The 12,301-nt window shown below is 55.2% G+C and carries 11 protein-coding genes and 5 tRNA genes; 12 read left to right on the plus strand and 4 right to left on the minus strand.

Translation table 11 applies throughout. The annotated features are described in order from the left end of the window. Positions 1-165: 165 nt before the first annotated feature. From uvrC to QEP11_RS18240, 12 genes are all read left to right on the plus strand, one after another. Positions 166-2,109, plus strand: a complete 1,944-nt coding sequence (gene uvrC, locus QEP11_RS18185) for an excinuclease ABC subunit UvrC (RefSeq protein WP_284338054.1) — start codon at positions 166-168, stop codon at positions 2,107-2,109. A gap of 75 nt (positions 2,110-2,184) precedes the next feature. After that, the gene (gene pgsA / locus QEP11_RS18190) at positions 2,185-2,754 is read left to right on the plus strand and encodes a CDP-diacylglycerol--glycerol-3-phosphate 3-phosphatidyltransferase (RefSeq protein ID WP_284338055.1); all 570 of its coding nucleotides are present in this window, start codon (positions 2,185-2,187) and stop codon (positions 2,752-2,754) included. A 301-nt stretch (positions 2,755-3,055) separates the two neighbouring features. Further along, positions 3,056-3,328, plus strand: a complete 273-nt coding sequence (locus QEP11_RS18195) for an HU family DNA-binding protein (RefSeq protein ID WP_043387285.1) — start codon at positions 3,056-3,058, stop codon at positions 3,326-3,328. A 17-nt stretch (positions 3,329-3,345) separates the two neighbouring features. After that, positions 3,346-3,421: transfer RNA gene (locus QEP11_RS18200), tRNA-Val, on the plus strand. A 55-nt stretch (positions 3,422-3,476) separates the two neighbouring features. After that, a tRNA-Val gene (locus QEP11_RS18205) sits at positions 3,477-3,552 on the plus strand. A 50-nt stretch (positions 3,553-3,602) separates the two neighbouring features. Further along, positions 3,603-3,678: transfer RNA gene (locus tag QEP11_RS18210), tRNA-Val, on the plus strand. A gap of 240 nt (positions 3,679-3,918) precedes the next feature. Then, on the plus strand, positions 3,919-5,820 hold the full coding sequence (locus QEP11_RS18215; RefSeq protein WP_284338056.1) for a SurA N-terminal domain-containing protein: 1,902 nt from the start codon (positions 3,919-3,921) through the stop codon (positions 5,818-5,820). A gap of 65 nt (positions 5,821-5,885) precedes the next feature. After that, positions 5,886-5,961 (plus strand) — tRNA-His (locus QEP11_RS18220). 40 nt (positions 5,962-6,001) lie between these two features. Then, a tRNA-His gene (locus tag QEP11_RS18225) sits at positions 6,002-6,077 on the plus strand. A gap of 185 nt (positions 6,078-6,262) precedes the next feature. After that, positions 6,263-7,087 (plus strand): MlaE family ABC transporter permease, encoded by an 825-nt coding sequence (locus QEP11_RS18230; protein ID WP_413788752.1) that lies wholly within the window; start codon positions 6,263-6,265, stop codon positions 7,085-7,087. 29 nt (positions 7,088-7,116) lie between these two features. Then, entirely contained in the window at positions 7,117-8,109 is a 993-nt protein-coding gene (locus QEP11_RS18235) for an MlaD family protein (RefSeq protein WP_413788753.1), read from the plus strand. Beyond that, the gene (locus QEP11_RS18240) at positions 8,106-8,798 is read left to right on the plus strand and encodes a hypothetical protein (RefSeq protein ID WP_284338057.1); all 693 of its coding nucleotides are present in this window, start codon (positions 8,106-8,108) and stop codon (positions 8,796-8,798) included. The genes QEP11_RS18235 and QEP11_RS18240 overlap by 4 nt, the downstream gene beginning before the upstream one ends. A 93-nt stretch (positions 8,799-8,891) precedes the next feature. Here the strand turns inward: QEP11_RS18240 and QEP11_RS18245 are convergent, their stop codons facing one another. The 4 genes from QEP11_RS18245 to thiS form a co-directional block, all read right to left on the minus strand. Beyond that, positions 8,892-9,944 carry a porin gene (locus QEP11_RS18245; protein ID WP_284338058.1) on the minus strand — a complete coding sequence of 351 codons (1,053 nt, stop codon included), beginning with the start codon at positions 9,942-9,944 and terminating at the stop codon, positions 8,892-8,894. A 326-nt stretch (positions 9,945-10,270) separates the two neighbouring features. Beyond that, positions 10,271-11,182, minus strand: a complete 912-nt coding sequence (gene thiE, locus QEP11_RS18250; protein ID WP_284338059.1) for a thiamine phosphate synthase — start codon at positions 11,180-11,182, stop codon at positions 10,271-10,273. An 8-nt stretch (positions 11,183-11,190) separates the two neighbouring features. After that, on the minus strand, positions 11,191-11,997 hold the full coding sequence (locus QEP11_RS18255) for a thiazole synthase (RefSeq protein ID WP_284338060.1): 807 nt from the start codon (positions 11,995-11,997) through the stop codon (positions 11,191-11,193). A 71-nt stretch (positions 11,998-12,068) separates the two neighbouring features. Next, positions 12,069-12,266 (minus strand): sulfur carrier protein ThiS, encoded by a 198-nt coding sequence (gene thiS, locus QEP11_RS18260; protein WP_284338061.1) that lies wholly within the window; start codon positions 12,264-12,266, stop codon positions 12,069-12,071. Between the last annotated feature and the right edge of the window lie 35 nt (positions 12,267-12,301).

Consider the following 12,301-nt stretch of genomic DNA (forward strand, 5'->3'; position numbering starts at 1 on the left):
AGCACAAGGCGGGCGATGGTAGCGCACCCCGGTAACCATAAGAGGGGCTGTGATTGCGGAATATTGGGAATTGAGGCGCAAGTGGGTGTGTAGTGCAGACTTTTTTGTGGGCATTGGCACAGCCGTTTGCTAGGCGGGTTATATGCAAAACGCCACAATGCAGCCATGTCGATTGTTGAGCACTCTCCAGAAATTTTGGCCCAGGTGGCTGCCCTGCCTTCGTTGCCGGGCGTCTATCGCTATTTCGATGCCACAGAACAGTTGTTGTACGTAGGCAAGGCACGCAACCTCAAGCGTCGTGTGAGCAGCTATTTTCAAAAAGATCATGGCGGCTCGCGCATTGGCCACATGGTCAGCAAGATCGCCAAGCTCGAGACGACGGTGGTGCGATCCGAGGCCGAGGCATTGCTGCTGGAGAACAACCTCATCAAAACACAGCACCCCAAGTACAACATTCTGTTCAGGGACGACAAAAGCTATCCCTACCTCAAACTCACGGGAACGGCGGCACACGATGGCGATGTGCGCAGCGCTGCGGGTCAATGTTTTCCTCGCATTGCCTACTACCGCGGTAGCACTGACAAGAAGCATCGCTACTTCGGTCCTTACCCCAGCGCGTGGGCCGTCAAGGAAAGCATTCAGCTGCTGCAAAAAGTGTTCAGGCTGCGTACCTGTGAAGACACCGTGTTCGCCAATCGTTCACGACCTTGTTTGCTATTCCAAATCAAGCGCTGCTCGGGCCCATGCGTGGGTCACATCACTCCACTAGACTATGCCGCGGATGTGCGCAATGCCGAGGCCATGCTGCGTGGCGAAACGCAAGAGCTGTTGCAGACCATGGAGACGCGCATGATGGAACATGCGCAAAAGCTGGAGTATGAGAAGGCAGCCGAGATACGCAATCAGATGTCGGCGCTGTCCACCGTTCTGCATCAACAAGCCATTGAAACCACCGACGACAAGGATGTCGATATTCTGGCCGTTAAAGTGCAGGGCGGTCGAGCTTGTGTGAATCTGGCTATGGTGCGCGGTGGACGACACTTGGGAGATCGCGCTTATTTCCCATCACAGCTCGATGATGCCATGGGCGTTTATCAGTCTGACGATGAAGTGGCGCAGCAAACTGTTGAGGTGCGGGTGCTGGAGGCGTTTTTGGCACAGCACTATATCGATGTGCCCATTCCGCCGGTGTTGGTGGTCAGTGAGGCTGTTGATGTGCAGCTCATGCAGGCGCTGTCAACGCAAGCGGGCTACAAGGTGACTGCCGTGCAGCAGCCCCGTGAGCAACGACGCATCTGGCTGGAGATGGCGCAGCAGAACGCCGCCATCCAGCTTGCCCGCTTGCTGGCGGAAGAGGGCTCCCAACAGGCGAGAACACGCGCCATGGCAGAAGCGCTGGATCTGCCGCAGGATCGGCTGGATGAATTGACGATCGAGTGTTTTGATATCTCGCACACTGCGGGGGAGAGTACGCAAGCCTCGTGTGTGGTTTTCCACCACCACAAAATGCAAAACAGCGAATACCGCCGCTTCAATATTGCTGGCATTACGCTGGGAGATGACTATGCCGCCATGCGGCAGGTGCTGACCCGGCGCTACAAGCCGGTGGCAGATGCCATTCAGGCCGCTGGTGGCGCAGAGCTAGATGCTGCAGCCCCTCGACTGCCGGATCTGGTTTTGGTGGATGGTGGCAAAGGGCAGGTCAGCATGGCGCGCGAAGTCTTCACTGATTTGGGCCTGGATCTGTCCCGCATCGTAGGTGTGGAAAAAGGTGAAGGTCGCAAAGTGGGGCTGGAAGAGTTGGTGTTTGCAGATGGTCGGGCCAAGGTGTACCTGGGACATGACTCAGCGGCACTGATGCTGATAGCCCAAATTCGTGACGAAGCGCACCGTTTTGCCATCACGGGCATGCGTGCCCAGCGCGCCAAGGTCAGAACCGGGCAAAGCAGTCTGGAAGAAATTCCCGGTGTGGGACCAAAACGACGAGCAAGACTGTTGCAGCGCTTTGGTGGAGTGCGTGGTGTTGCCAATGCCAGCGTCGAAGATTTGATGACAGTGGACGGTATTTCTGCCAGTCTGGCAGAGGATATTTACCGGGCCCTGCATTGACGTCGAGCGTTCTAAGCACTTTCACCATGTGCTAGGTTGCTTCCAAAGTGCTTCAGCCGTGACACAATCGCGGCCATGTTCTTCACCATTCCCACGCTGATGACCTGGACGCGCATTGTCGCGATCCCCTTGATTGTTGGCGTGTTCTATGCGCCATTTGCGCCAGAAACCCGCAACCTCCTTGCGGCGTTGATGTTCATCGTGTTTGCCGCGACCGATTGGCTTGATGGTTTTTTGGCTAGGCGATTGAACCAAACCTCTTCGTTCGGTGCTTTCCTGGACCCGGTAGCAGACAAATTCCTGGTCTGTGCATCTTTGTTGGTACTGGTGCATTTGCAGCGTGCTGATGTATTTGTAGCCTTGATCATCATTGGCCGTGAGATTGCGATTTCTGCCTTGCGTGAATGGATGGCGCAAATCGGAGCCAGCAAAAGCGTGGCAGTGCACATGATTGGCAAGGTCAAGACGACAGTGCAAATGGTGGCTATCCCCTTCTTGCTGTTTGATGGGGTGCTCTTTGGTGTAGTGGAAACTCGCCTGTGGGGGCAAATCTTGATCTGGATCGCTGCTGTGCTGACCGTCTGGTCCATGGTGTATTACTTGCAAAAAGCTATCCCTGAAATCAAGAGTCGTGTGAAACGCTAGCTTGAGCATGCACATTGCAACAAAAAAGCGCTGAGGGAACACCCTCAGCGCTTTTTTGTTGCCCGAATGCACTCGGCAGTGTAAAAAAGTGGATGTTGCTCAGGAGGGCTGGCGCAGGTATTTGTCAATGCATTGAGTCACGACATGCAAAAGCTTGAAAAAAATCTCGTCTTTCGCCAAAACGCCTGGGAAACCTGTCTAGAATTGCGCCTAACGCTGACAAGCACCAACCGGTGTTGAGACTTCTTTGGAAGAATCGGTCACAAAAGCGCTCCAACAACCATTTCTCGAGAGGCATCTTGTGAATAAGACTGAACTGATTGAGCACATTGCTAACAACGCCGATATTTCCAAGGCCGCAGCAGCTCGTGCACTGGAATCGACAATCGACGCAGTGAAGAAAACCCTGAAGAAGGGCGGTACAGTTTCTTTGGTAGGTTTTGGCACTTTTGCCGTTGGCAAGCGCGCAGCGCGTACTGGTCGCAATCCCCGTACTGGCGACACCATCAAGATCAAGGCTGCCAAGGTGCCAAAATTCCGTCCAGGTAAGGCACTGAAGGATGCTTTGAACTAATCAAAGTTTTAACAGTGGGGTGCTTAGCTCAGTTGGTAGAGCGGCGCCCTTACAAGGCGTAGGTCAGCGGTTCGACCCCGTTAGCACCCACCACTTCCCACTGTAAAAAGCATATAGAGTGATCTAGATGCTTTTTTCATTTCACAGCGGGTGCTTAGCTCAGTTGGTAGAGCGGCGCCCTTACAAGGCGTAGGTCAGCGGTTCGACCCCGTTAGCACCCACCATTCGCTGTGAGGCATCTGTCCAATGGATGTCAAATTTTCGAGATTGCAGTGGGTGCTTAGCTCAGTTGGTAGAGCGGCGCCCTTACAAGGCGTAGGTCAGCGGTTCGACCCCGTTAGCACCCACCACTTCAATCACACAAGGCACCTTGCGCAACAGCCAAGGTGCTTTTTTGCTGCATATGTCCATACAGCTTGTGATCCGCTTTGTTGACAAACAAATATCAGCAACTGTGTTCGTTGGCTGTGCAGGTAGAATCTTCAGGTTTCCCTATCCGGTTCTTGCGCGCCGTAACTGCGGCAGCGCCATTCCATTGAAAAGGCGAGCGAGGGTTCGCCTTTTTTTATGCATCCTCAGAAAGATTGACTATGCTCGAATCAATCCGCAAGCATTCCAAGTTCGTCATGATCTTGTTGTTCTTGCTGATCATTCCCTCGTTCATTTTTGTCGGTATCGACCAGAGCTATTTTTCGGGCTCTAGTCCGACGGTCGCACGGGTGGATGGGCAAGAGATCACCCAAAACGATTGGGACAACGCTCACCGCTACGAAAGTGATCGACTGCGCGCTGAGAATCCGAACATTGACTCCAAACTATTGGACTCACCTGAGGCTCGTTATGCCAGTCTGGAGCGTATGGTGCGTGATCGCGTATTCCAGGTTGCAGCTCAGAAAATGCACCTGGTGACCAGTGATGCAGCCCTGGCTCGTACGCTGCAAAGCATTCCTGCAATTGCGAGTTTGCGCAAGCCAGACGGTAGTCTGGATGCAGATGGCTATCGCGCCTTGCTGGCTGCACAAGGTATGACCCCCGAAGGCTACGAGGCTTCATTGCGCCGTGAAATGTCCTTGAGTCAGGTGGTTGGCAATGTGATGAACACATCGCTGGCTACGTCGGCTGTTGCCAATGCTGCGATGGATGCTTTCTTGCAGCGTCGTGAGATTCAGGTGGCCCAGTTCATGGCCAAGGATTTTGCGGATCGGGTGCAAGTCAAGGATGAGGATCTGAAGGCCTTCTACCAGGCCAACACCGACAAGTTTCAGCAGTCAGAACAAGCCAAGGTTGAATATGTGGTGCTGGATCTGAAAACCGTGCGTAACAGCATTGAACTCAACGAGTCGGATTTGCAGACGTACTACAAAGAAAACGCAGCGCGTTTGTCTGGTGGTCAGGAAGAGCGTCGCGCCAGTCATATTCTGATCAACGCGCCCAAGAGCATGCCTGCTGCCGAACGTGAAGCTGCCAAGGCGAAGGCGCAAGCGATTGCTGACAAGGTCAAGGCAGCACCTGAAAGCTTTGCTGAAGTGGCAAAAACCGAATCGCAAGATTCGGGCTCCGCAGCTTCGGGTGGAGACCTGGGTTTCTTTGCCCGTGGTGCCATGGTGCCTGAGTTTGAGCAGGCTGCGTTTGCTTTGAAAAAGGGCGAAATCAGTGCCGTGGTGGAATCTGAGTTCGGTTTTCACATCATTGCGCTTACTGATGTGAAGCAACCAGAAGTCCCCAGCTTTGAGTCTGTACGTGAAAAGATTGTGAACGACCTCAAGGACCAGCAAGCACAACGCAAGTTTGCGGAAGTGGCTGAGGTGTTCGCCAATACGGTGTACGAGCAGGCCGATAGCTTGCAGCCTGCCGTTGAGAAGCTCGGCTTGAAGCTGCATACCGCGGACGGCGTGACGCGTGAGCCCAAGCCTGGGACAGAGGGTGCATTGGCCAATGCCTCGTTCCTGGAAGCATTGTTTGCAGCGGACAGCATTGACAACAAGCGCAACACCGATGCGATTGAACTGGGGTCCAACCAGATGGTATCGGGCCGTGTGGTGAGCTATCAGCCTGCCAAGCAGCTGGCGTTTGATGAGGTTGCTGACCGAGTCAAGACCCTGTATGTGGAACAGCAATCTGCGGTACTGGCTCGCCAGGAAGGTGAGGCCAAGCTGCAAGCCTGGAAGGCCGATGCAACCAAGGCGCAAGGCTTGCTGCCTGCCGTGGTGATAGCGCGCGATAACCCTGTGGGTATGCCGCGCCAAGTGCTGGATGCCGCCTTGCAGGCCAAGACCGATACGCTGCCTGCATGGGCTGGTGTAGATTTGGGCGAAGCAGGCTATGCCATCGTCAAGGTCAATAAAATTGTTCCTCAAACTGAAAGAACTGAGGATTTTGCCCGCCAAGCCTCGCTGCAGTATGTACAATTGATGAGCACTGCGGAAGGCGCTGCATACTACGAGTTGCTGAAGAAGAAGTTCGATGTTCAATTCAAGGTGGCACGTCCCTGAGTGAAGAATTCATAGCTGATTTCCTTTCTGGACAGATAATTCAGCTATAATTCAAATCTCTGCTGGTGGCTGTAGCTCAGTTGGTAGAGTCCCGGATTGTGATTCCGGTTGTCGTGGGTTCGAGCCCCATCAGCCACCCCAAATTTGCTTTAAATTCGCAGAATTTAAAGCGCCAGTTATGGCGGTCATAGCTCAGTTGGTAGAGCCCCGGATTGTGATTCCGGTTGTCGTGGGTTCGAGCCCCATTGATCGCCCCAGGTAAAGCCCATCTTGCTTGCAAGATGGGCTTTTTCTTTGCCCTTGCTGTGGCTGCTAGCCAGTAAGCGCTGATGCTGAACAGGGGCTAGGCATGCATGTCGGTTGAGGCAGTGACAGACTAAACGCAGTATTGCACAAGACGAATTCTGGGCTGGCGGGTCTTTGTAGACCGTTGGTAAAAAGCATGGCTTTGCCTATGATGCCAACCATGCGTCCGGTTGATCCTCCTCTGTCTTTACGTATCTGGCAAGCAGCCCGTGATACTACAGTGGCATGGGCGCGTATTTTTTATCTGGGTGCCATGGTGTGGGTGCTGCTGCTGTCTCCATCTACCTACCGATGGCATTCGCTACGGCCGATATTGCAGCGCATGTACCGCGATACGGCGCCTATCTTGCTTGGTTTTACCATCCTGGCAGCCTTGATTTGCCTGGTCATCACCCGCATCGTGGTGGTGACGGCCATCAGTTATGGCCTTTCACGGTATGCCCTGGAAATGGTGATTCGTGTGTTGGTGCTGGAACTGATCCCACTGACTGCGAGCTTGTTTGTTGCCATGCGTTGCACTATTCCCAATGCCACAGAGTTGCAAGTCATGCGACATTCTGGTGAGTGGGCGGCTCGCGAACAACGGGGCGAAGCCTTGATGCGACTCGAAGTGCTGCCGCGTGTAGTGTCAGGCTTGTATGCCAGCGTGACGCTGGCAGCTCTGTCGTGCGTGGTGGCGTTGGTGATGGCTTACATCGGTGTGTACGGCTTTACCTTGGCTGGGGTGGAGGGCTATACACGCATGTTTGGTCACGTGTTCAACCCATCCGTCACTCTGGTGTTTGTTTTGAAGACTTGGCTGTCCAGCTTGGCGGTGGCCATCATCCCCGTCTCCACAGGCCTGTATGCCAAGCGCAGACGTTATGCGATGCGTCCTGGCGATGAGCTGGATGGCCTGGTGCGAATGTTCGCGGTGCTGCTGCTGATTGAGCTCGCTTCTCTGATGGGCAATTACTACTAGGTTTGATCGAGCGGAAAGGCGTATTAATTTTGTCTGATCCAAACAAGCCATCTACGGAAAATCCAGTTCCTCAAGCGATGCCGGAGTTGCGTCCTGTTGCGCATTTGGAGCGCAAGGCTGCGGCCTTGCTGTTGCTGACGATTGCTTTGATCGTAGGAGCGGCGGTGTACTTGCTCTATGCACGCGGTGCTTTCGAATCCACGCAGACACTGGTGCTGACATCCGATGACTCGGAAGGAGTGAGTGTGGGCATGGATATGACGTTTTCCGGATTTCCGATTGGTCGCGTTAGCAAATTGGAATTGGCTCCTGATGGCAATGTGCGCATCTTGGTGGCGGTGTCTAGCAAGGATGCCCACTGGCTGCGGGTATCGAGCGTTTTTACCTTGGTCAAAGGGATTGTCGGAGGCACCACCATCAAGGCTTACAGCGGAATGCTGGATGATCCACCGTTACCCGATGGAGCTGAGCGGCCGGTGCTGCGTGGTGATGCCACAGCTGAGATCCCGCAAATCGTTGCCATGGCCAAAGACTTGCTCAACAACCTGAGCCTGATGACGGCACAGGATTCGGCACTGGGCAAATCTATGGATCAAATTCGCCAGCTCGGAGAAAAGCTCAATGGTGAAAGCGGTGCCATGGAGGTACTTTTGGGTAGTCCCGAGAATGCGCGCAAAACCGTTGAAATGCTTGATCGCGCCAATCAGTTGCTGGCGCGCATGGACAAAGTGGTGCAACGTGCAGATCAGCAGGTTTTTGATGCCAATGGAGTGATGCCGCAGGTGAAAGCGACGGTGGACACCCTCAATCAACTGCTCCAGGACACGCGCGGCAGCTTGAAAAAGTTGGATGCGGTATTGGTGAATGCGGAATCCATCAGTGCCAATGTGAATGATGCCAGTGCAGATGTCGGTCAGCTGCGCAATGAGGTGGAGAGCAATTTGCGAAAAATCGAAGATCTGCTTGCCGAGCTACAGCGCAAATGGCCATTTGCCAAAGAAGCAGAGGTGAAGTTGCCATGAAGACATTGCGTGCATATGCACTTGCAGGCGCGGCGCTTGCAGGGTTGCTCAGCGCTTGTGTCAGCAAGCCTCCGACACCCAGCTGGGAGCTTGAGGCGCATTCAGCGTCAGAGCGTGCGGTCAAGGCCTATTTCAAAGGACAGACACGTGTAGCCGAGGTGGAGTGGCAAAAAGCATTCAATGAAGTCGCCGCAACAGGCCAGCCCAGCGCCATGGCGCGCATGGCATTGCTGCAGTGTGCTGCACAGGTGTCGGCTTTGGAGGTAAGTGATTGCCCCCGTTATCAGCGCTATGCCGCAGGAGCCGATGAAGCTGAGCAAGCCTATGCCCGGTATTTGAACCACCGGCACACCGCAGAGGACGTGCCCTTATTGCCGGCGGCTCAGCAGCAAGTGGCTGTGCAATTGCTATCGCAATCCCTGGCTATCACCTTGCCGGCAAGTGCGGAGCCTTTGTCGCAGCTTACTGCTGCGGGTGTTGCTTTGCGTGCAGGGGCGATCGATTTGCAAGGGGTGCGTGAGGCTGTACGAATTGCATCGGAGCAGGGATGGCGCAGAGCCGTGACAGCCTGGCTTCTGGTGGAAAAGCGCTGGGCACAAGAAGCAGGGGATGTGCAAGCCGCAGAGGCCTTGGAGCTGCGCTTGCAGGTGCTGCAAGAACAGGAAACGTCTAAAGCGTCGAAAAAATAGTGGCCATATGCTGCCACCAGTCTTTGCTCAGCCGCGCATACAAAAACAAAGGCCCCGAATTCGGAGCCTTTGCTGGTGCAGCATGTGCAGGGATCAGAAGCGGTGGCGCATACCTACAGCAACGCTGGTGCCTGACTTGTTCTCGGTGAAGCGACTGTCCTTGTCATACATGGCCGCAGCGTAGACATCGGTACGCTTGGTCAGGAAATGGTCATAGCCAATAGTGCCTGTCTTGCGCTTGGATTCGCTGCCAGCAGCCCAGTCGGTTTTGGTCTGTGCATAGGCCACCTTGATGGTGCCGGCCTTGCTCACTGGAACATCAAGGCCCAACGAGTAGGTCTTTTGCTCCAACGTCTTAACGCTGGCCGTATCTTTTTCGGACTCACCGTAGGTGGCGTACAGTTTGGCAGCACTGAAGCTATAGCTGCCGCCTAGCATCCAGTTGCTGTTTTTGGTGCCATCGGCGTAACTGGGGCTGGGATTGTTCAGCAGATCAGCGGCTTCGTAGAACGCTGTCAGCGACAGAGGTCCATTGAAGTACAGCACGTTCAAGCCGACATTGTTGGCGCTGCTTTTGTCCGCTTGCTCACCAAATTGGTAGTGCAAATTGGCCGAGACACCTCCGAAAGAAGGCGTGGAGTAGGTGATCTGATTGCTCCAGCCGGTATCAGACACAGTGGTCTTGTAAGCCGACGAACTGCTCATATTCGCATGCAGCACCAAAGGTGAAATAGTGAAGGAATCACCAAAGGGGTTGAACAAAATGGTGGGCAGGAAGTTGGGAGCCATGGAACGCCCCAGCTTCAACGTACCGAAGCCACCGGACAGCGATACATTCGCATCACGGGCAAAGAATGTTTCGCCAAATGCCTGGTCGAAACGGCCAGGCGTGCCGGTGTCGGCGCGGAAAAAGGCACCCAGTGTGAAACCGGCCTTCATGCCATTGCCCAGGTCTTCAGTGCCGTTGATGCCCCACCAGGACGTGGTCATACCGCCGGAGCCGACTTGGCTGGTGCGCTCATTGCCCGCCAGCTTCATTGAGCCTGCATACATGTCAACCAGGCCGGACAACTGCACATTGCTTTGCGCCTGTGCTGCACCCAGGCACGCCAAGGCGGCGCCAAAAGCGATCAGAGTTTTTTTCACGGGGGATCCCCTCAAAAGGTCAATTAAAACTTGTGCCAAATCGCATGCCCACTTTCAGTGCATTGCAGCAATGCTGGGCCTGCTTTTGTATACAAAGCATAAGTTGTGCCAAGTTGTTTCAGCGCTGTGGTAACTACTTGGGCTTCGAGGGGAAGAGTTGGCTTAGAACATGTTTGCGATTCCTCGCGCCATGACTGTGGCTAATGCTGGATGAGATGTTCGCCGCAGGTGCGTAGCAAGGCGCATGCCTTGCAAGCTGAGAGCCATCGCTTTAACTCATCCCGGCTGCGCTCCAACGTGACAGCGTAGAGATCGTAAACAGATTCTTAGGTCTGCATGCAGGCAAGCAGATGTGCAGCGGCTGCTTCAGGATCTTCTGCATTGACCAAGGCACGTACCACGGCAATGGAGCCCACACCCGTAGCCAGAATTTCAGGAAACTGTGTGGCGGAGATGCCGCCAATGGCGACCAGTGGGTACTGCTGCATTAGGCGTACATAGGCCTGCAGACGTGCCAGACCTTGCGGCGCCGTAGCCATTTTCTTGAGAGTGGTTGGAAAGACGGCTCCCAAGGCAATATAGCTTGGTTGTACAGCATGGGCTCGCACCATTTCTGCATATCCGTGCGTGCTGATGCCCAGGCGCAGACCGCTGGCGCGGATTGCATCCAGCTGCGGGCCTTCGAGCGCGTCAAGGTCTTCCTGTCCCACATGAATGCCGTAGGCACCAGCTTCAATCGCTTGTTGCCAATGGTCGTTGATGAACAGCCGCGCTGGTGTTCCCTTCACAGCCTCGACTGCAGCAGCAATTTCCTGGCGAATAGCCGCTTGGTCTTCGCTTTTGAAGCGCAGTTGCACTGTGGGTACGCCAGCATGAGCCATGCGGCCCACCCATTCGGCAGTGGGAAGCACGCCATACAGGCCGAGATGGCGTGGACAACCGGGGAATGCCTGCTCAGGGCTGGCTCCAGCCAGGCCGAAATCTTGCGGATCGTCGGGCCAGTGCGTTGCGTCAAAGTGGTTGCAGCGTTCGGTCTGGCTCTGCCATGCTTGGGCAAGACATTCAGCATCCACGGCAATAAAGCCTAGGCGGCTGCAAGCTTGCAGTGCCGCAAGATAGGCTGGTTCGTTGCGCAGTGCGGGCGGTGTTGGTTGTGCAGGCAGGCCAGCACTGGCAAATGTGGCACTGTGATGGTGGCAGATTGCATCTGCCAAGGATTGGATTTCGCTAGCGAGCATGGTTTTGCTTATTCATGGTGCCAGAATGGCGTGCCCAGCACGGGGGTGCTGGGTTGGGCGGCAGTTTGCTCGGCCATGGCTCCAGCCAGATAGCCATCACGGCCAGCCTGTACTGCATCGGCAAAAGCGCCCGCCATGCGCACTGGGTCCTCAGACAGCGCAACAGCGGTATTGAGCAACACGGCGTCAAAACCCCATTCCATGACCGTGCAGGCATGCGATGGTCGGCCCAGGCCAGCATCCACGATCAGCGGCACGTCCAGACGTTCGCGCAGGGTCTGCATGGCATAGGGGTTGGCAGGGCCACGGCCGGTGCCGATGGGCGCGGCCCAGGGCATGACAGCCTGGCAGCCCACATCCACCAGACGCTGGCACAGAACCAGGTCTTCGGTGCAGTAGGGCAGAACCTGAAAGCCGTCCTTGATCAGGATGGATGCAGCCTCCACCAGGTTCAGCGTGTCGGGCTGCAGCGTGTAGTCGTCGCCAATCAACTCCAGCTTGATCCAGGGTGTTTCAAACACTTCACGGGCCATCTGTGCGGTGGTCACAGCTTCCTGAATGGTCATGCAGCCGGCTGTGTTGGGTAGTACTGGCACATTCAGCTTGCGCAGCAGCTCCCAGAAGCTGGCACCGGTTTCCGCGGCGTTGCTTCCCTGGCGGCGCAGCGACGCAGTCACCATGGCGGGCCTGGCCCGGGAGACTGCAGACTCCAACACAGCTGGTGATGGATAACGTGAGGTTCCCAGCAACAGGCGGCTTTGGAAGGTTTGGCCGTACAGCACGAGGCTGTCATTGGCAGATGTGTTTTCGCTCATAACTCTTACTCGGGTGGGCTGCTGTGGCTGGCAGTGCCAGGGCCTGAAGCAGATAGTGTGTGCAGTGGTACTCAGCCACCAGTGACCGGGGAGATGATTTCGAGGCGGTCACCTTCAGCAAGCACATGCGTGGCGTGGCGTGATTTGGGCACAAATTCAGTGTTCACTGCGACCGCAAATGGAGGCTTGGCCTGCCATTGCGTCACGGCGTCAGCCACAGTGGCATTGGCAGCAAGTTCCACAGGTTGTTGGTTGATGGTGATGTTCATGGTGCGAGGACAGGGAAACGGGGGACAAGACCCAA

Origin of the sequence: Comamonas halotolerans (genome assembly GCF_030162935.1) — a bacterium.
GTDB classification, from domain to species: Bacteria; Pseudomonadota; Gammaproteobacteria; order Burkholderiales; family Burkholderiaceae_C; genus Comamonas; species Comamonas halotolerans.

Bases quoted from the DNA above. Each gene is read 5' to 3' on its own strand.
- thiS (WP_284338061.1), bottom strand. From the start codon at position 12,266: ATGAACATCACCATCAACCAACAACCTGTGGAACTTGCTGCCAATGCC.
- thiE (WP_284338059.1), bottom strand. From the start codon at position 11,182: ATGCTCGCTAGCGAAATCCAATCCTTGGCAGATGCAATCTGCCACCAT.
- QEP11_RS18255 (WP_284338060.1), bottom strand. From the start codon at position 11,997: ATGAGCGAAAACACATCTGCCAATGACAGCCTCGTGCTGTACGGCCAA.
- pgsA (WP_284338055.1), top strand. From the start codon at position 2,185: ATGTTCTTCACCATTCCCACGCTGATGACCTGGACGCGCATTGTCGCG.
- QEP11_RS18230 (WP_413788752.1), top strand. From the start codon at position 6,263: ATGGCTTTGCCTATGATGCCAACCATGCGTCCGGTTGATCCTCCTCTG.
- QEP11_RS18240 (WP_284338057.1), top strand. From the start codon at position 8,106: ATGAAGACATTGCGTGCATATGCACTTGCAGGCGCGGCGCTTGCAGGG.
- uvrC (WP_284338054.1), top strand. From the start codon at position 166: ATGTCGATTGTTGAGCACTCTCCAGAAATTTTGGCCCAGGTGGCTGCC.
- QEP11_RS18215 (WP_284338056.1), top strand. From the start codon at position 3,919: ATGCTCGAATCAATCCGCAAGCATTCCAAGTTCGTCATGATCTTGTTG.